Origin of the sequence: Paramesorhizobium leguminum (assembly GCF_003217235.1) — a bacterium.
Taxonomy (GTDB): Bacteria; Pseudomonadota; Alphaproteobacteria; order Rhizobiales; family Rhizobiaceae; genus Paramesorhizobium; species Paramesorhizobium leguminum.
The window spans coordinates 127,973-145,512 of the sequence record NZ_QJTF01000008.1 but is presented as its reverse complement, the minus strand read 5'-3'; the positions used below and the strand labels follow the sequence as shown (position 1 = coordinate 145,512).

The 17,540-nt window shown below is 58.8% G+C and carries 17 protein-coding genes and 1 tRNA gene; 4 read left to right on the top strand and 14 right to left on the bottom strand.

The genetic code is table 11. The features are described from left to right. Positions 1-141 precede the first annotated feature (141 nt). Positions 142-2,118 (top strand): L,D-transpeptidase family protein, encoded by a 1,977-nt coding sequence (locus tag C7477_RS09070; RefSeq protein WP_110751276.1) that lies wholly within the window; start codon positions 142-144, stop codon positions 2,116-2,118. Positions 2,119-2,172: 54 nt separating this feature from the next. On the opposite strand, the gene C7477_RS09065 is transcribed toward C7477_RS09070, so the two are convergent. From C7477_RS09065 to C7477_RS09040, 6 genes are all read right to left on the bottom strand, one after another. Beyond that, positions 2,173-3,114 (bottom strand): YncE family protein, encoded by a 942-nt coding sequence (locus C7477_RS09065; RefSeq protein ID WP_110751274.1) that lies wholly within the window; start codon positions 3,112-3,114, stop codon positions 2,173-2,175. Between the two features lie 435 nt (positions 3,115-3,549). After that, positions 3,550-4,278 carry a proteasome-type protease gene (locus tag C7477_RS09060; RefSeq protein ID WP_110751272.1) on the bottom strand — a complete coding sequence of 243 codons (729 nt, stop codon included), beginning with the start codon at positions 4,276-4,278 and terminating at the stop codon, positions 3,550-3,552. A 30-nt stretch (positions 4,279-4,308) separates the two neighbouring features. Further along, positions 4,309-5,106: a transglutaminase family protein gene (locus tag C7477_RS09055; RefSeq protein WP_110751270.1), complete on the bottom strand. Its 798-nt coding sequence runs from the start codon at positions 5,104-5,106 to the stop codon at positions 4,309-4,311. Positions 5,107-5,113: 7 nt separating this feature from the next. After that, entirely contained in the window at positions 5,114-6,055 is a 942-nt protein-coding gene (locus C7477_RS09050) for an alpha-E domain-containing protein (RefSeq protein WP_110751268.1), read from the bottom strand. A gap of 75 nt (positions 6,056-6,130) precedes the next feature. Beyond that, complete coding sequence (locus C7477_RS09045; RefSeq protein WP_110751266.1) at positions 6,131-6,517, bottom strand: four helix bundle protein; 387 nt, start codon at positions 6,515-6,517, stop codon at positions 6,131-6,133. A 96-nt stretch (positions 6,518-6,613) separates the two neighbouring features. Beyond that, on the bottom strand, positions 6,614-8,026 hold the full coding sequence (locus C7477_RS09040) for a circularly permuted type 2 ATP-grasp protein (protein ID WP_110751264.1): 1,413 nt from the start codon (positions 8,024-8,026) through the stop codon (positions 6,614-6,616). Between the two features lie 423 nt (positions 8,027-8,449). Here C7477_RS09040 and C7477_RS09030 point away from each other — a divergent pair. Further along, positions 8,450-8,524, top strand: a tRNA-Val gene (locus C7477_RS09030). A gap of 33 nt (positions 8,525-8,557) precedes the next feature. Here the strand turns inward: C7477_RS09030 and vapC are convergent. The 8 genes from vapC to C7477_RS08985 all read right to left on the bottom strand — a co-directional run bounded on the left by vapC (position 8,558) and on the right by C7477_RS08985 (position 15,958). Further along, a complete protein-coding gene (gene vapC, locus C7477_RS09025) occupies positions 8,558-8,977 on the bottom strand; it encodes a type II toxin-antitoxin system tRNA(fMet)-specific endonuclease VapC (protein ID WP_110751260.1) in 420 nt (139 codons plus the stop codon). A gap of 1 nt (position 8,978) precedes the next feature. Then, positions 8,979-9,200 (bottom strand): type II toxin-antitoxin system VapB family antitoxin, encoded by a 222-nt coding sequence (vapB, locus tag C7477_RS09020; RefSeq protein ID WP_110751258.1) that lies wholly within the window; start codon positions 9,198-9,200, stop codon positions 8,979-8,981. A gap of 66 nt (positions 9,201-9,266) precedes the next feature. Further along, positions 9,267-10,121, bottom strand: a complete 855-nt coding sequence (locus C7477_RS09015) for a D-amino-acid transaminase (RefSeq protein ID WP_110751336.1) — start codon at positions 10,119-10,121, stop codon at positions 9,267-9,269. 30 nt (positions 10,122-10,151) lie between these two features. Then, the gene (locus tag C7477_RS09010) at positions 10,152-11,363 is read right to left on the bottom strand and encodes a molybdopterin molybdotransferase MoeA (RefSeq protein WP_110751256.1); all 1,212 of its coding nucleotides are present in this window, start codon (positions 11,361-11,363) and stop codon (positions 10,152-10,154) included. A gap of 146 nt (positions 11,364-11,509) precedes the next feature. Continuing rightward, the gene (gene moaC / locus C7477_RS09005; protein WP_110751254.1) at positions 11,510-12,004 is read right to left on the bottom strand and encodes a cyclic pyranopterin monophosphate synthase MoaC; all 495 of its coding nucleotides are present in this window, start codon (positions 12,002-12,004) and stop codon (positions 11,510-11,512) included. 236 nt (positions 12,005-12,240) lie between these two features. After that, on the bottom strand, positions 12,241-13,032 hold the full coding sequence (gene trpC / locus C7477_RS08995; RefSeq protein WP_110751250.1) for an indole-3-glycerol phosphate synthase TrpC: 792 nt from the start codon (positions 13,030-13,032) through the stop codon (positions 12,241-12,243). A gap of 4 nt (positions 13,033-13,036) precedes the next feature. Beyond that, on the bottom strand, positions 13,037-14,053 hold the full coding sequence (gene trpD, locus C7477_RS08990; RefSeq protein ID WP_110751248.1) for an anthranilate phosphoribosyltransferase: 1,017 nt from the start codon (positions 14,051-14,053) through the stop codon (positions 13,037-13,039). 18 nt (positions 14,054-14,071) lie between these two features. Next, a complete protein-coding gene (locus C7477_RS08985) occupies positions 14,072-15,958 on the bottom strand; it encodes a peptidyl-prolyl cis-trans isomerase (protein ID WP_110751246.1) in 1,887 nt (628 codons plus the stop codon). A gap of 215 nt (positions 15,959-16,173) precedes the next feature. Here C7477_RS08985 and tpiA point away from each other — a divergent pair, with 215 nt between their 5' ends. Together tpiA and secG are read left to right on the top strand one after the other, a co-directional pair. Continuing rightward, on the top strand, positions 16,174-16,941 hold the full coding sequence (gene tpiA / locus C7477_RS08980; protein ID WP_110751244.1) for a triose-phosphate isomerase: 768 nt from the start codon (positions 16,174-16,176) through the stop codon (positions 16,939-16,941). Positions 16,942-17,106: 165 nt separating this feature from the next. Then, positions 17,107-17,526 carry a preprotein translocase subunit SecG gene (gene secG, locus C7477_RS08975; RefSeq protein WP_110751334.1) on the top strand — a complete coding sequence of 140 codons (420 nt, stop codon included), beginning with the start codon at positions 17,107-17,109 and terminating at the stop codon, positions 17,524-17,526. Positions 17,527-17,540 lie beyond the last annotated feature (14 nt).

Genomic DNA, 17,540 nt, shown 5'->3' with positions numbered 1-17,540 from the left:
TGAATGGTCGGCCCGTCTCAGGGCAGAAGAATTTTTCGTCGTTAAAAGAATCTATACGAGATTCCGCAAATGTGATGTTTCCCTCGGATTCGCATACGCGGCCCTCCTTGGCCGTAACAATAAAACTAGTGGGCGGACATCATGCATTTTCCTTCCAGAAGCAAAGCTCTGGCCGTAGCGGCGGCGAGCGCCGCGCTTAGCCTTTCGACGGCGCTGACTGCAACCGACGCACATGCCGCCAGCACGCTTATGGAACTATTCCGGCAGCGCAGCCAGGCACAGAGTCAGCCAACGGCAGAGATTGCACCGCCGCCCGTTGCCATGGAGCGCGCGCCCGCGCCGGTGCCTAAGGTCGAGAACGATCCTCGCGCGGTGGATATCCCGATCAAGCGGGTGACCGTGAAGGGGCCGCAGGTCTATGATTACAAGCCGGATGCGCTGGTGCGGGTTGATTTCTCCAAAATCGACATGCAGTTGACGGCCGCCACGCGAGATGTGGCAGAGCCGCTGAACAGCGCGATCACATCGGGCATGTCCCCTTTGCCGCCCAAGCCGGAAGCGACAAGCTTCGCGGCGCTTGCCGAGCATCTGAAAAAAATCGACGTGCGCACGGAAAAGGGAATTGCCGACGCCATTGTCGAGTTCTATTCGGCGCACCAGAAGTTCCTCTGGTCGGCGGACCTCGCAGTCTCGCCGAAGGCAAAGGCAGCGGCGGCGCTGTTCGCTCGCGCGGGCGAGGACGGACTGGACCCGGAAGAATATGCCGTCCTGATTCCGGCTGAAAGTTTCGACGAGGCGGATAAACAGGACCGCCTGAAAAAACTTGCCGATTTCGATATATTGATGACGGCGCGGGCATTGCGCTACGCGATTGACGCAGGCGAAGGACGCATTACCGCCGACCGCTTGAGCGAGATGCATGATCTTCCGCGCGGCCGGGTGAAGGCGCGTGACGTACTGGAGAAGCTGGCCATTTCCGACGATCCGGCTGCCTATCTCGCATCGTTCCACCCTCAGAGCAAATGGTATGCGGACCTGAAGAAGAGCCTTGCCGATCTGGATGGCATGGCAAATGACGTACAGGTGCGCATCGCGCCCGGCACGCTGATCCGCCCCGGCGACGAGAATGCCGAAATTGCCAATGTCGTGGCGTTGATTCAGAAGAAGGCGCCTGCCGATTATCTGGCAAAGCACGAGGCGGTTCTCGCCGAACATGTGGGTGCGAGCGTTTACGATCCGGCGCTGGTCGCGGCGATCAAGGACTACCAGAAACAGGCCGGCAGCAATCCGGATGGTGTCATCGGACGCAGCACGATCGCAACGCTGCAGGGCGAATCCACCGCGCTGAAACGCGACCGCATTCTCTATGCGATGGAGCGTCTGCGCTGGCTGCCGCATGAATTCGGTAATCGCTATGTCTTCGTCAATCAGCCGGCCTACCGGGCGCAATATTTTGAAGGAGCGCAGGAAAAGGTCGCGATGAATGTCGTGGTCGGCTCGCCGCGCCACCAGACCTTTTTCTTCTACAATAAAGTCCAGACGGTGGTGTTCAATCCATCGTGGGGCGTGCCGCGTTCGATCATCCTCAATGAGATGATGCCGAAAATCCTGCGTGATCCGGGCCATCTCGAACGCAGCGGCTATGAGGTCTACCAGGGGGGCAAGCGCGTTCCGTCCAGTTCCGTCAATTGGTCGCGGATTGCCGCGGGCAAGGGTGACGTCGGCATTCGCCAGACCCCAAGCCTCGACAATGCGCTGGGCGAACTAAAGATCCTCTTCCCCAACGAGCATGATATCTACATGCACGACACACCGGCAAAGTCCTATTTCAAGAAGGATATGCGGGCGTTGAGCCACGGCTGCATCCGTCTGGAGCGCCCGCGCGACATGGCCGCAGCGGTGCTGGGCGTGCCGGTGGAGAGCCTCAGCAAATATTTCGGCAAGAACGAGCGCGCCGTGAAGGTGCCGGAGCAGATCCCGGTCTACATTGCCTATTTCACCGCCTGGCCGGACGCTGAGACCGGAAAGATTCGCTTTTATGACGATGTCTATGAGCGGGATGGCCAACTGGCGAAGGCGATGGAGAAGACGCGGGCGGCAAGGCTGGCGAATAGTTGATTCATATTCAGGCGGCATGCGCTCAAAATAGGCCCATGCCGCCGGGAGAATCGATCAGGGAGAAACCGCTGCAGGGATGACCAGCACTCCGTCTCTCATGGCGATATAAGCGTTGCTATATTCATCGTAGGCGGAACAGTTGACGACCTTCCGCGTGACGAACTGTCCAGCTATCTTGTTTGACATCGTATCTATGATGATGACTCGGGGAGAATTTGGGCTGTTGATAGGCACGCAGGCACGAGGGCCGGCTTTACTGCATGAAATTTGTCCAAAAAATTCGTCGGGAGCCAAAGGATAGGGGATTGAAGCCGATTGTATATTAGTCGCGGTGTCGATGACGATTATTTGATTGTTCGAGACCGCGAATATTTTACTGCCATCATCAGAGATATCAAAAGTCGTAATAGGGCCAGACAAGCCGATAGTGCCTTTTGGTGTCATCGTTGCAAGATCGATATATATGATTGAAGCACTGAACCTGCTACCGGCATAAGCCAAAGATACATCCTTTGCCACTGCCACCCACGTTGGATCTATAGTCGTGGGTATCGGAACAGCCGGTGCGTCCGATGTTTGATCGATCACGTAAACACAGTTGCTGCCGGGAAAAATAGCTGTCTTTCCATCAGGGGTGAAAGCCATATTTGGCTGTTTAATAGTTGTTTGAAGTTGTGGAACACGAGGTGCGGGGCGAGCTTCGTCCTTCTCTACGTCGACGAATAATGTCGAGCCATCAAGCATGATCGCATAAGCTGCGAGCGTCGAAGGGCTGCAGATGATGGAATATACCGTAGTATCGACGTTTTCGACATCGGGATTCTCTTGATAAACGGTCTTCCCATCGTTATAATTCACCTTGAGTACGGCGATACGGTTCTTGGGACCGGGACAACAGGCGAAGAGCCGTTTCGTCATCGGGCTATAACCAATCCCGGATATAAGATTTCCATCGAGAAGGTAGCTGGGTTCAGATGCAATTGTTCCGTGCGTCATAGCTCTTTCCTTAAATCTTTCTTAAGCATTTCACTTGCTTTAATATCAAATAGTTAGATTGATCTTAGCAATTCCCTCTAACCGGAGCGGTTTAGAGTAGCGCAATTCTAGGGTTATATTATAAAAATGTCAAGCCAGGGTTGTATATATAGCCTACCCGGTGCGGACTGTTTCACCGTTGAGGCATGGATTCCTGTGACAGGCACAGGAATGACGGCAACATGGCTTTTGACACAAGCCTAAACATTTCTGCCTGCAAGACGATGAAATTTCAGGCGAAAAACCCTCTCTTCCGTCATTCCTGTGCTTGTCACAGGAATCCATGCCTCAACCTATCCATTCATGACAACGGCGCAAAAGGACACCAAGCGATTCCATCAAAAGAGGAATCTCTCTAGCCACCCATCGAGCATCGGCCGGAGGGATCTAACCGCCTCACGCCTCAAACGCCGGCAGGCTCTGGAAGGCGCGTTTGAGCGCCTCCGACCAACCGTCGGAAATCGTTGAATAGTAGGGGTCGGTGCGTTCGACGCGCTTGTGGGTGCCCAGCTTCAGCGAATCGGCCTCGTAGAGCTGCAGGTCGAGCGGCATTCCCACCGAGAGATTGGATTTCAGCGTAGAATCGAAGGACACGTAGAGAAGCTTCACCGCGTCCTCGAAAGTCATCGCCGGATCATAGGCGCGCACCAGGATGGGCTTGCCGTATTTGTGCTCGCCGATCTGGAAGAAGGGCGTATCCGCGGAGCACTCGATGAAATTTCCTTCCGGATAGATATAGAAGAGGCGGGGTTCGCCGCCCTTGATCTGGCCGCCGAGGATGAAGGACGCGGCGAAGGAATCGGCGTTCTGGCCGGTCGGCGCCGCCTCGCGGATGACTTCCTTGACGGTGTCGCCGATGAGCTTCGCCGTCTGGAACATCGATGGCGTTGCGAAAACCGACGGCTGGCGTTCATCTGGCGCTTTCGCGCGCTCCTCGATGAGGCTCACCACGCCCTGCGTCGTGGCGAGATTGCCCGCCGACAGCAGCACAATGACGCGGTCGCCGGTCTTCGACCATGTGTGCATCTTGGAGAAAGTCGAGATGTTATCGAGGCCGGCATTGGTCCGCGTATCGGACATGAAGACCAAGCCACGATCCATTTTGAGGCCAACGCAATACGTCATATCAGCGGTTCCGAATCCTTTTTTCGGATATTACTGCTCTACATTGATTTCGACCGCAAGCCTCTCGGCGGCGCTGCCGAAACGCATGCCTGAAATCGGCGCCGCGTCACGATAATCGAGACCGCAGGCGATGCGCACATAACGCTCATTGGGGCAGATGTCGTTGGCGGCATCGAACCCGATCCAACCGAGGCCGGCGACATGGGCTTCCGCCCATGCATGGCTCGCCGTCTGGTCGATCACGCCGTCCATCATCAGATAGCCAGAGACATAGCGCGCCGGAATATCGAGAAGGCGGGCGGCGGAAATGAAGATGTGGGCGTGATCCTGGCAGACGCCCTTGCCGTTTCTCAGCGCGCTTTCAGCATCGGTTTCAACATCCGTCGCGCCGGGAACATAGGCGACTTGGGCGTGGATGGTGTTCATCAGCGCGTGCAGGACGGCAAGCCTGTCGCCCCCGGCGGGAATATCAGCGGCCATGCCCCGCAGCGCTTCCCCGGGCTGGGTGAGCAGCGTCTTGCGCATGAACAGCCAAAGCGGCGCATAGCCGCCTGTCTCACCCATCACCCCCGCCCGGTCCTCCGTCTCGATCTGGCCGGTGGCGGTGATGGTGATTTCATTGGCGTTGCGGTCGTGGCGAACGAGATCGACCTTGTTGCCGTAGCCATCCGTATAGGAAACCTCCGGCTCCGCGCCATCCACCGTCAGCTGCCAGTGGGCCACCTTCTGCCCGGTCGTCGTCTGTGGGCGCAGCCGCAGCCGCTGCACGGCATAGGGCACGGGAAAATCATATTGATAATGGGAAACGTGGCGGATCGTCAGCAGCATCTGGGGCTCAATCGAAGTTATACGCCTCGGCGACTTGCGAGCCGAGGCGGTTGTTCTTGATGATGAAATCGGACAGGAATTCGTGCAGCCCGGTCTCGAAAATGCGGCTGATATCGTTGTTGTGCAAGGTCGCGTGCGTTCTTTCCGCCGTCTCGTGGGCTGCGTGGCGGGCGCTATAGTCCGCGGAGAGAAAGCCCAGATTGTCGGCGATGTTGCGGTAGCAGAAATGCAGCGAACGCGGCATACGCCCATTGAGAATGAGATAATCGGCGATATGCGCGGGCTTGTAATCCCCGTCATAGACCCAGCGATACGAGCGGTGGGCGGAAACCGAGCGCAGGATCGATTCCCACTGATAGTTATCGAGCGTGGTGCCGACATAGGAGATAGCGGGCAAGAGCACGTAATATTTGACATCAAGAATGCGGGCGGTGTTGTCGGCGCGTTCGATGAAAGTGCCTAGCCGGGCGAAATTGAAGATCTCGTTGCGGAGCATCGTGCCATGGAACGCGCCGCGTATCAGCGCGGCTTCGCGCTTGATCTGATCGAGAACCGGCGGCAGGTCGCTCTCCGGAACCGGACGCGCGAGCGCCTTTTTCAGCACCATCCAGGCTTCGTTGACGCTCTCCCAAGTGTCACGCGTCAAAGCGGTGCGCACCATTCGCGCATTCGAGCGCGCCGCCTCGATGCAGGACATGACGCTCGACGGGTTGTCCGTATCACGCAGGAGGAAATCAGAGACGGTGGCGGCGGTATAAGCCTTGTGCTTCTGCGAGAAGCCGGATGCCGCGCCGGCACTGACGACGACGGATGACCATTCCTCCGGGGCGTCCGAGGTTTTGGTCAGCGCCATTCTAAGGCCCGCATCGACGATACGCGCCATGTTCTCCGCCCGCTCGATATAGCGGTGCATCCAGTAAAGGCCGTTTGCTGTGCGTCCGAGGAGCATTATAGCGCCTCGCGGGCTAGTAAACCGTGGGCAGTGAGCAGTGAGCAGTAAGGCCTTGGGTAGCTCATTGGATAATCACCTGTTTTGTTGCTGCAGGTTGCGGATCAATGCGTGCAGCATTTTTCCAAGCTCGTCGGATTGGCCAAGTAGACGCACAACGTCAGTATCTACGAATAGGCCGACTCTTCCACATAGGATCACATGCGTCTCTGTCTCTCTCAGAGATCCTCTGGCTATCCGAAGAAATTGAACGAACGAATTTCTGTGTTCTCTCCCATAACCCTCGGCAATGTTTGCAGCGATAGATGCTGAAGAACGTCGAAGTTGTGATGTCATTCCATATGTTTCGCTGGCAGGAAAATTCTTCGTCGCAGAATAACAATCTACAGCGAGCTCAATTGCGGCCTTCCAAACTCGCAAATCTCTATACGACTTGACGGGGACGGCAAACTTTTCCTCCATCTGCTCACTGCTCACTGCTCACTGCTCACTGCTCACTGCTCACTGCTCACTGCTCACTGCTCACTGCTCACTGCTCACTGCTCACTGCTCACTAATCTAATCTTCCAACACCCAAGTATCCTTCGTCCCGCCGCCCTGGCTGGAATTGACCACCAGCGAGCCTTCTTGCAGTGCAACGCGGGTCAGCCCGCCGGGCGTTATGCGGATGCGGTCGGAGACGAGGACGAATGGGCGCAGATCGACATGGCGCGGGGCAAGGCCCTTTTCGGTGAGGATCGGCGTGGTGGAGAGCGCCAGCGTTGGCTGGGCGATATAGTTATTTGGACGTGCTTTAAGTTTTTCGGCGAAAGTTTCACGCTCCGCTTTCGATGCGGCGGGGCCGACGAGCATCCCATAGCCGCCCGAGCCGTGCACCTCCTTCACCACCAGTTCCTGGAGATGTTCAAGTACGTAGGCGAGGCTGTCCTTTTCAGAGCACCGCCATGTAGGCACGTTTTCGAGGATCGCCTTGCGGCCGGTATAGAATTCGATGATCTCGGGCATGTAGGAATAGATCGCCTTGTCGTCGGCGATGCCGGTGCCGGGCGCATTGGCGATAGTGATGTTGCCGGCGCGGTAGACATCCATGATGCCGGCGACGCCGAGCGTCGAATCAGGGCGGAAGGTGAGGGGATCGAGATAGGCGTCATCGACCCGCCTGTAGAGCACGTCGATCGCGCGGAACCCCTCCGTCGTGCGCATCGCCACCCGGCCATCGACCACGCGCAAATCGCTGCCTTCGACCAGTTCCACGCCCATCTGGTCGGCGAGGAAGGCATGTTCGAAATAGGCGGAGTTGTGGATGCCCGGCGTCAGCACCGCGACGGTCGGTGTACCCTTGGTCACTGCCGGCGCGACGGCGGAAAGCGACTGGCGCAGCAATTGCGGATAAGTCTCGACGGGACGCACCTTCACATGCTGGAACAGCTCGGGGAAGAGCTGCATCATGGTTTCCCTGTTTTCCAGCATGTAGGACACGCCTGATGGCGTACGGGCATTGTCTTCCAGCACGTAGAACTGGTTTTCCGCCGTACGCACGATATCGACGCCGATGATATGGGTGTAGACATTTCCGGGCGGGCGGAAGCCGACCATTTCCGGAACGAAGGCCTCGTTATGGGCGATCAGCTCCTTGGGGATGCGCCCGGCGCGCACGATCTCCTGCCGGTGGTAGATATCGTCGAGAAAGGCATTGAGCGCCATGACGCGCTGCTCGATTCCCTGCGACAGGCGCCGCCACTCCTGGCCCGAGATAATGCGCGGGATGATATCGAACGGGATCAGGCGCTCGGCGGCCGCTTCATCGCCATAGACGGCAAAGGTGATGCCCGTCTTGCGAAAGACATGCTCGGCGTCGACCGTCTTCTGCGCCAGCTTGTCGGGATTTTGCGTATCAAGCCATTTTTGCAGGTTTTTGTAAGGCGGGCGGACGCCGTCATCCCCTGCCAGCATTTCATCAAATGGCTTCACCCATGTTCCCCATTTTTTATTTTGTTGACACCATTCAAGCGCTTTTGGGGAAAAAAGCAAGCGCGATCCGCTCCTTCGGAAAGCAGATATAAGACTTGCCTAAAAATCAGGCTTAAGAGGAATCATTCGGCTTAGGGTTGGATCATTTGGCCATAAAATTCGGCTATTGCCCATGCGATGAAGGCGAGCATCAGGGAAACGCTCAGGATCGTCAGCACCCTTGTGCCCCACCGGCCCTGTTTCGCCCTTCTTTCATCGATTGTTTTCATCATGCGGAACCTCTCTCTTTGGGAGAGAACGACATCAACGGACATGGGTTCCCGCCATGCTCCGCTGTTGTTGGCAATATGTGAGAGGCCGCTTGACTGGCAAGGCTGTCCCACGTATATCCCGCCGCACTTCCCGGCCCATAGGGCCTTGGGCGGGCGCGTAGCTCAGCGGGAGAGCACTCCCTTCACACGGGAGGGGTCACAGGTTCAATCCCTGTCGCGCCCACCATTTAAAGCGGAATTTCACGACTCTTATCCGATTTTAATGAGAATACGGCGTCTCAGGGAGCCAATCTTCGGCAATCAAACCGTCGACACGCATGAACTCCCGCAGATTGCCGGTTATGACGGCAAGTCCGGCGCTCCGGGCATGCCCGGCAATCAACAGATCGTAGCCGCCAATCATCCGCCCCTTGCGCTCCAGGACCGCTCGTATATTCGCCGCATGGGCGGCTGCGGCCTCATCAAATGGGAGAACCGCAAGGCGACCGGCAAAATTCTCGACACTTGAGCGGTGCTTCGCTACATCGGCCGATTTTTCCGCGCCGTAAAGCAATTCGCTCAGCACGATTGTCGAGATGCAGAGCCCATCCGCGTTTTCATTAAAACGGTCACGCAGCCCCTTTGGCCGGTCTCGCAGAAGCCGGATGCACAAATTGGTATCCAGCATATAGCGCAGCATGTCAGAAACTCTCCCTGACTTGCGCCGCAGGTTGGTTGCGCTCCCCTAGGTCAATGCCGGGCGCATCAAAAAAATCATCCCAGATGCTGTTGGCCGGGACGATCACACGACGGTTGCCATCGCGCAAAATCGCAACTTCTTTCACATTCTCGGGAAACGCCACGTCTTTTGACAGACGGACAGCTTGCGTCCGATTCGACTGGAAAAGGGTGGTACGCGACATTTTGAGGCCTCCGCAATGTATATATCGAACGTATACTCGAACTAGGTATATGTCAATCGTATATCCCTAAATCGCATTAGCCAGCCTATCCTCTATATAGGCGGCGCGGAGGCGTTCTGTGATCGCACCCGGCTTGCCGGTGCCGACCGGAGCGCCGTCGATGCGCGTTACCGGCATGACGAAGCCTGTAGCCGAAGTGCTGAACGCTTCCGCGGCTTGTCTCGCTTCCTCAGGCGTGAACGCCCGCTCTTCGACCGGGATGCCAGCGCCACGCGCCAGATCCAGGACGGAAGCGCGGGTGATGCCGGGCAGGATCGCGGTGGAAAGGCTGCGGGTTATCAGTCTGCCTTCGTTCGTGACGATATATGCGTTGGATGAGCTTCCCTCGGTAACGTAGCCGTCCTCGACAAGCCAGGCATCATCCGCGCCTTTATGCGTGGCTTCCGTCTTGGCGATGGAGGGATAAAGAAGCTGCACCGTCTTGATATCGCGCCGATCCCAGCGCAAATCCGGCATGGTGATGACGGAAATGCCCGTTTCGGCCTTCGGATTGGCGAGAATGGCCTTCGCTTGCGTGAAAAGGGTAATCGTCGGGACGGGGTTTTTCGGAAATTCGAAATCGCGGTCGGCGGGACCGCGCGAGATCTGCAAATAGATCAGGCCTTCATCGAGCTTGTTGCGCATGACGATCTGGCGATGAATGTCGAGCAGGCTGTCGGCATCGAGCGGGGCGGGAATCTTCAGTTCGCCGAGCGAGCGCTTCAGCCGCGCGGCATGACCGGGAAAATCGATGAGCTTGCCGCCGATGACGGCTGTGACTTCGTAAACGGCATCGGCAAAGAGGAAGCCACGGTCAAAAACGGAAACCTTGGCTTCGCTTTCGGGAAGCCATTCGCCGTTCACATAGACAATACGCTGCATGTCCGAATCCTTTTTGTTCGGGTTCATCCTCTAGCGGAGCATGAACACTTCGCAGGGGGCGCCCGCGCGCGCGGGCTGCGCATCGGGTTCGCGGATGATAAGGCCGTTCGCACGGGCAAGCGCGCTCAGCATGGAGGAATCCTGCAACGGCAGGGGGGTGGCGACAAGCTCGCCGTTTTCAGCAAGGGCGATTTCGGCGCGGATATGATCGCGCCTCGAATCATTGGCGGGCAGGTCGATAGCCAGACGCGCGGCGCGAATATCCGGTCGGTAATGCCTGCCGGAGAGCGCGCAAACGAGCGGGGCAAGGAAGAGATGGGCGCAAATCAGGCTCGACACGGGGTTGCCGGGAAGACCAAGAACACGAACCTTGCCTGGTAGTATTCCCGACATCAGCGGCTTGCCGGGGCGCATCGCGATCTTCCAGAAATCGAGTTTCATGCCGCGACGGGTGAGCGCCGCATGGACGAGATCATGGTCGCCGACCGATACGCCGCCTGATGTGACCAGTATATCCGCACCCATTTCAATTGCTGTGCCGATGGCGGTTTCGATATCCTCGATACGATCCCGGACAATGCCTGAATCGAGCGACATGCCGCCATTGAGGCGGACAATTTCCGCAATGCCTGATGTGTTCGAGGCGATGATTTGATCGGGACCAGGGTTTTCCCCGGGCGCGACGAGTTCGTTGCCGGTGGCAAGAATTGCCACCTTGGGCTGGCGCACGACATGAAGCTCGGCATTGTTCGCGGCTGCGGCAAGGGAAAGCGCTGCGGGATCGAGAACGCGGCCCGGTTCGAGCAGAACATCGCCAACCGCGAAATCCAGACCTGCCCGACGGATGTTCCGGCCTTGCGCGACGGTTTGCAGGACGCGGATGCTATCGCCGGCAAGTCGCTTGGTATTTTCCTGGATGAGAACGGTATCCGCGCCTTGCGGAACCGGAGCGCCGGTAAAAATGCGCACGGCTTCGCCGTTAGCCACAACGCCAGAAAAGCGCTTGCCTGCCGCTGATTCACCAATGAGCTTGAGTTCAACCGGCACGGAAAGAACATCGGCGGCGCGGATCGCATAGCCGTCCATCGCCGAAGCGTCGAATGGCGGCTGGGTTTGATGTGCGATGACGGGGCGGGCCAGAACCCGCCCGCCGGCTTGGGCCAAGGGTATGGTTTCCTCGCCAAGCGGCGCGGCGCCAGCCAGAAGCCGCGCGAGCGCCTCCTCCACGGGCAGCAGCGCCATGTTACGTTACCTTTCGCTCAATTTGCCCCTCACCCTTACCCTCTTCCCGCAAGCGGGGCGAGGGGGGCATCAGCGTTGACGCTTCGTTCTTCTCCCCGCCTGCGGGGAAAAGGTGCCGGCAGGCGGATGAGGGGCCTCTTTCCATGTCAGGCTGCTCCCGGCATTGGCGCGGTCCAGTCGCCGGACTTGCCGCCGCTTTTGGAGAGAAGCCTGATGTTGCCGATCACCATGGCTTTGTCGGCGGCTTTTGCCATGTCGTAGATGGTGAGGCAGGCGACGGAAACGGCGGTCAGCGCCTCCATCTCGACGCCGGTTTTTCCCCTGAGCTTCGCCGTCGCCTCGATGCGAAGACCGGGCAGGGCTTCATCGGCCTCGATCTCGACGGTGACTTTTGTCAGCATCAGCGGATGGCAGAGGGGGATCAGGTCTGCCGTTTTCTTGGCCGCCATGATGCCGGCGATACGCGCGGCGGCGATGACATCGCCCTTGGCTGCATTGCCTTCGAGGATAAGCGTCAAGGTTTCGCGGCGCATGGTCACAAAGCCTTCCGCCACCGCGACACGCTCGGTCTCGGCCTTTCCGCCGACATCGACCATATGGGCCGCGCCGGTCTTGTCGAGATGGGTGAGCTTGCCGGTCATTGAATTAGAATTTTTCATTTTTTGATGGAAACGAAGGCGGGACAGCGCCCCCCTCTGGCTTGCCAGCCATCTCCCCCTCAAGGGGGGAGATTAAGCCTTCATCGGCGTTCGGTATCAACCACATAGGTCTCGGAATGAGCGGGAAGGGCTGTATCAGCCAATCTCCCCCCTTGAGGGGGAGATGCCCGGCAGGGCAGAGGGGGGTATCTGGAGCCAGCGTTTCCAATGAAACCTCTCTACCCAAAAAGCAGTGCATGAGTAGCCGCGGCGACATCCTCCTGCCGCATCAGGCTTTCGCCCACCAGGAAGGCGCCTATGCCGGATTGCTTCAGCCGCAAGCAATCGTCATGCGTAAAAATGCCGCTTTCGCCGACAAGCAGCCGGTCATCCGGCGCCATAGCCGCCAGACGCTCCGAGACGGCGAGATCGACCTCGAAGGTGCGCAGGTTCCGGTTGTTGATGCCGATGAGGGGTGAGGCGAGCTTTAGCGCGCGCTCCATCTCCGCCTCGTCATGAACCTCGATCAGCGCATCCATGCCAAGCGAGGAAGCGGTTTCCTCCAGCTCGCGGGCAAGATCGTCGCTGACGCTTGCCATGATGATCAGGATGCAGTCCGCGCCCCAGCTGCGGGCCTCGAAGACCTGATAGCTGTCGAACAGAAAATCCTTGCGTAGCGCGGGGAGGGAACATGCCGCCCGCGCGGCGGTCAGGAACTCCGGCGCGCCCTGGAAGGAGGGAGTGTCGGTCAGCACGGAAAGACACGCGGCTCCGCCTTGCTCATAGGCGATGGCAAGGGCGGGGGGATCGAAATCCGGACGGATCAGGCCTTTTGACGGACTCGCTTTCTTGATTTCCGCAATGAGCGCGAATTCATTCGCGGCTTCCTTGCGCCGCAGGGCGTCGAGAAAGCTGCGTGTCGGCGGCTGGTATTTGATCCGCTCTTTAAGTTGATCAAGCGGCACGGCTGCCTTGGCCGCAGCGATTTCCTCGCGCTTGTAGGCTTCGATCTTTTTCAGAATGTCGCCCATGGCGCTAGACCTCGCGGTTGGAAACGGCGATGAGCTTGTTCAATACCGTATTTGCGGCCCCGCTGTCGACCGCATGGGCAGCAAGCGCAACGCCTTCATTGAGAGTCTCGACCTTGCCAGCAATGACGAGCGCCGCGCCTGAGTTCAACAGCGTGATATCGCGGAACGCGCCTTTGACGCCTTCGAGGACGCCGCGCAAAGCCTCGGCATTATAGGCGGCGTCGCCGCCCTTCAGTTCGCTCGGATCGGCGCGTCTCAGGCCGACGCTTTCCGGCGTCACTTCGAATGTCCGGATCTCGCCGTTTTCCAGTGCGGCGACATGAGTCGTGCCGGATGTGGTCATTTCGTCGAGGCCGTCACCATGCACCACCCAGACCGATTGCGAGCCTAGTTCTTTCAGCACATGGGCGAGGGGCTCCACCCATGGGCGGGCGAATACCCCGACGAGCTGGCGCTTCACGCCTGCGGGATTGGAGAGGGGGCCGAGCAGGTTGAAGATGGTGCGCGTACCCAGCTCCACCCGGCTCGGGCCGACATGGCGCATCGCTGAATGATGCGAAGGCGCGAACATGAAGCCCAGCCCCGTCTCGCGGATGCACTCGGAGATGCGCTCCGGGCTGATCTCGATATTGACGCCGAGCGCCGCCAGTGTATCCGCCGCGCCGGATCTCGAGGAAAGTGCGCGATTGCCATGCTTGGCCACAGGCACACCCGCGCCTGCCACCACGAAAGCCGAGCAAGTGGAGACATTGTAGGAGCCGGATTGATCGCCGCCGGTGCCGACGATATCCACCGCATCGTCAGGCGCCTCCACCGGCAGCATCTTGGTACGCATGGAGGCGACTGCCCCCGCGATTTCATCCACCGTCTCGCCGCGTACCCGCAAGGCCATCAGGAAGCCGCCGATCTGCGAAGGCGTCGCCTCGCCGGACATCATGATGCCAAAGGCTTCTTCCGCTTCGGCGCGTGAGAGGGGAGCGCCGGACGCGGCCTTGGCGATATGGGTCTTCAAGTCAGCCATGAACCCCTCTCAACCTTCTTAATAAGCCAGTGCGCGTTCAACAGCCGTCTGGTTGACCTTGACCGGGAATTCGGTCTGGAACTTCGCCACGAGCTGGTCCAGCAGATCGTCGGAAAGACGTGCGTCAATGGCCTTGCGCTCGTTTTCAGGCAGCGAATCCGGTCCCGTGCTGGCCGGCTCCACCGCATCGATGACCTTGAAGACGATCTGTGATCCATCGGCGGCGGGCGCGATACCGGCCATGCCATTGGGTCCGCTGAACACCTGAGAGACCGCGTCAGGCGAAAGCTCGGTATCCTTGCCGGTGCGGGTGATACCGCGCTTCGTCTGCTTCTGCAGCTGAAGCTCGCCGGCGAGCGCATCGATCGTCGCGCCGCCATCGAGGCGCTTCTTCAGCTCTCCGACCTTGTCCGCCAGTTTCTTTTGCGCCTGCTCGGCCTTCCACTGCGCGATGACCTTGTCCTTGACCTCGTCAAGCGCGCGGTCGCGTGCAGGAGTGATGCTGTCTACCTGGTACCAGAGATAGCCATTATTCCCCAAGGGCAGCGCGTCGTTATCAACGCCCGCGTCGGTCTGGAAAGCGCCGGGGAGAAGACGGCCCTGTTCCGGTATATCGGCCACGGCTTTTCCGTCCGGTCCATTGCCGTCCTTGTCGACTGCCGCGATAGTAACCGCCTTCAAGTTGAGTTTGGAGGCCGCGTCGGCCATAGACGTGCCTGAGGAACGCGCATCCTCGAAACCGTCATGAAGAGCGGGAATTTCCTTGGTGGCTGCGGAAACCGCAAGTGCCTTGCGGATATCGGTCTCGGCTTCCGCAAGCGGTGTCACTTTTTGCGGCGTAATGGCTGTTACGCGCAGGATGACCGGACCGAACGCGCCGTTCACCACACCGCTAACCCCACCTTCCGGCAGTGCGAATGCTGCTTCGGCCACGGGCTTTTCGGGCAGGGTATCCTTGGTGTAAGTGCCGAGCGTCACATCCTGAAGCGTCTTGCCCTGTTCCTTGACCAGGTCGTCGAATGACGTTCCGGCGGCGATTTTCGCCTGCGCGGCTTTTGCGGCCGCCTCATCAGGGAAAGCCAATTGCTGGATCGCGCGGCTTTCGGGTGTCGTGTAGCGGGCGATATTCTTGTCGTAATAGTCCTTGATTTCCTCCGGCGTAACGGAGGAAAGCTTGGCGATATCCTCCGGCGCGAGCTTCACATAAGTGATCTTGCGATATTCCGGCGCGCGATATTCAGCCAGATGGGCGTCGAAATAGGTCTTCAACTCGGCATCGGAAGGATTGGGAATTTCGCCGACGCTCGAAAGCGGCAGGGTGATGTAATCGATGGTACGGCTTTCGCCCTGATAAAGCGCCATCGCCTTGAGCAGCGTGGCGGGTGCCTTCACGCCGTCGGCGACGGCTTCGACAATCTGCTGGCGCAGGGCGATATCGCCGCGCTCTTTCAGATAATCCTCAGGGCGCATGCCGGCCTGGCGGAGCACGTCCACGAAGCGCGTCTTGTCGAATTGGCCGCTCGCATTCTGAAAGGCGGGGTCTTGCGCGGTCAGCTGCAACAGCCGGTCCTCGGAGAGGCCGAGCTTCATCTGCCGCGCGCCTTCGTCAAGCACGACACCGGCGCCGAGCTGCGCAAGAACCTGATTGGTGATGCCGAACGCCTGCGCCTGGTCGCGCGTGAGGCGCTGGCCGAATTGCTGCGAGAGCATCTGGATCTGCCGGTCATAGGCGAGCCGGAATTGCGTTGGCGTCACCTCTGAGCTGCCGGAGGAAAGAACGGCGTTGCCGCCGATATCGGCACGGAACACGTCGGCGATACCCCAGGCCCCGAAACTGAGGACCAGGACACCGAGAAGAAGCTTGGCGACCCATGAGCGGGCTGCATTACGCAAACTGTCGAGCATAGAAGTATCCTGGGTTTTCAAATTTTTCTTTTGATAAAGAGGGGATAGCCTCAAGCGGGGGCGGTATGCAAGGATTTCATTGTTTAGCCGTATGGTCTTATGCGAAAAGTCTGCACCAATTCGATACATATCCGGCGCTTGCTTTGCGAGAGGGATTTGATAGTCAGGCTCTAACTTTACGATTTTTGCCGGAATTCGACCGCTAGGAGGAACAAATGACCCCAGGTATTCGTCCAATGGTGGCCGGCAACTGGAAGATGAACGGCACGGGGGGACAGCTTCCTGAATTGCGGGCGATTGCTGTGGGTTTTGCCGCTTCCGGGCTTGATCGAAAGCTCGATGCCGTGATCTGCGTTCCCGCGACCCTCATTTCCCGCGCGGCGGATGTACTGGTCTCCTCGAAGGTCGGCCTTGGCGGCCAGGACTGTTCCGTAAAGGAATCAGGCGCCCATACGGGCGATATTTCCGCTGTCATGCTGAAAGAGGCCGGCGCGGATTATGTGATTGTCGGCCATTCCGAGCGGCGCACCGATCATCATGAAACCGACGCGGTTGTCAGCGCAAAGGCAGAAGCCGCCTGGAAAGCGGGCCTGACTGCAATCGTCTGCGTCGGGGAGACGGCGGCTGAGCGTCAGGCCGGGCAAACGCTCGATGTGGTTGCCAGGCAATTGCTGGGCTCGCTGCCCGACGACATGAAAAGCGAGACGACAATTGTCGCCTACGAACCCGTCTGGGCCATCGGCACCGGGCAGACGCCGACGGCCGGCGATGTCGAAAAGGCCCACGCCTTCATGCGCCGGGAACTGATCGCGCGCTTCGGCGGTGAAGGCGCGAAGCTCCGGTTGCTCTATGGCGGATCGGTAAAGCCCTTGAATGCGGTAGAGTTGCTGGGTGTGACAAATGTCGATGGTGCGCTTGTTGGTGGCGCCAGCTTGAAAGCAACTGATTTCCTCGCCATTTGTGAGGCTTATAAGAGTTTATAATCGTGCACAGCAAGCCATTTTCCTGCCCCAGCGGCTTGGATTATCGGACAAGAAAGTGTAAAGAGCCACAAGTTTCATTTAGCCGCATGAGCTTATCCAAAACGCACGCAATTTTTTGGGGTCATGCTCTAAACGCCAGAAAGCAGATTTGAATCCATGGCATCCCTGCAGCCCATCATCATCGTCATCCATCTTTTGATCGTCATCGCGCTGGTCGGCGTGGTGCTCATCCAGCGCTCCGAAGGCGGGGGGTTGGGCATCGGCGGTGGCTCCGGCTTCATGACCGCGCGCGGTGCGGCCAATGCGCTGACCCGGACGACGGCGATCCTGGCCGCGGCCTTCTTTGCCACCTCCATCATTCTGGGCGTCATGGCCCATCGAGGGGGCGGCGCGGGCGATATTCTGGACCGTATCCCGGCCGCTGTCCCTGGTAGCCAGACGACACCGGCGACCCCGGGCTCGGGTGGAGTGTTGAACCAGTTGGGCGGGGCGTCATCGCAGTCGGCTGCCCCTGCGCCAGCACAACCGGCGCCTTCGCAAGCAAATCCGGCTACTCCTGCAGATCCGGTTCCGAATTCGCAGTAAAAGCACCAAGAATT

Bases quoted from the DNA above. Each gene is read 5' to 3' on its own strand.
- C7477_RS09050 (WP_110751268.1), bottom strand. From the start codon at position 6,055: ATGCTCCTCGGACGCACAGCAAACGGCCTTTACTGGATGCACCGCTAT.
- C7477_RS08985 (WP_110751246.1), bottom strand. From the start codon at position 15,958: ATGCTCGACAGTTTGCGTAATGCAGCCCGCTCATGGGTCGCCAAGCTT.
- vapC (WP_110751260.1), bottom strand. From the start codon at position 8,977: ATGCTGCGCTATATGCTGGATACCAATTTGTGCATCCGGCTTCTGCGA.
- C7477_RS09010 (WP_110751256.1), bottom strand. From the start codon at position 11,363: ATGGCGCTGCTGCCCGTGGAGGAGGCGCTCGCGCGGCTTCTGGCTGGC.
- tpiA (WP_110751244.1), top strand. From the start codon at position 16,174: ATGACCCCAGGTATTCGTCCAATGGTGGCCGGCAACTGGAAGATGAAC.
- C7477_RS09045 (WP_110751266.1), bottom strand. From the start codon at position 6,517: ATGGAGGAAAAGTTTGCCGTCCCCGTCAAGTCGTATAGAGATTTGCGA.
- C7477_RS09070 (WP_110751276.1), top strand. From the start codon at position 142: ATGCATTTTCCTTCCAGAAGCAAAGCTCTGGCCGTAGCGGCGGCGAGC.
- trpC (WP_110751250.1), bottom strand. From the start codon at position 13,032: ATGGGCGACATTCTGAAAAAGATCGAAGCCTACAAGCGCGAGGAAATC.
- vapB (WP_110751258.1), bottom strand. From the start codon at position 9,200: ATGTCGCGTACCACCCTTTTCCAGTCGAATCGGACGCAAGCTGTCCGT.
- moaC (WP_110751254.1), bottom strand. From the start codon at position 12,004: ATGACCGGCAAGCTCACCCATCTCGACAAGACCGGCGCGGCCCATATG.
- C7477_RS09065 (WP_110751274.1), bottom strand. From the start codon at position 3,114: ATGACGCACGGAACAATTGCATCTGAACCCAGCTACCTTCTCGATGGA.
- trpD (WP_110751248.1), bottom strand. From the start codon at position 14,053: ATGGCTGACTTGAAGACCCATATCGCCAAGGCCGCGTCCGGCGCTCCC.
- C7477_RS09060 (WP_110751272.1), bottom strand. From the start codon at position 4,278: ATGACGTATTGCGTTGGCCTCAAAATGGATCGTGGCTTGGTCTTCATG.
- C7477_RS09055 (WP_110751270.1), bottom strand. From the start codon at position 5,106: ATGCTGCTGACGATCCGCCACGTTTCCCATTATCAATATGATTTTCCC.
- C7477_RS09015 (WP_110751336.1), bottom strand. From the start codon at position 10,121: ATGCAGCGTATTGTCTATGTGAACGGCGAATGGCTTCCCGAAAGCGAA.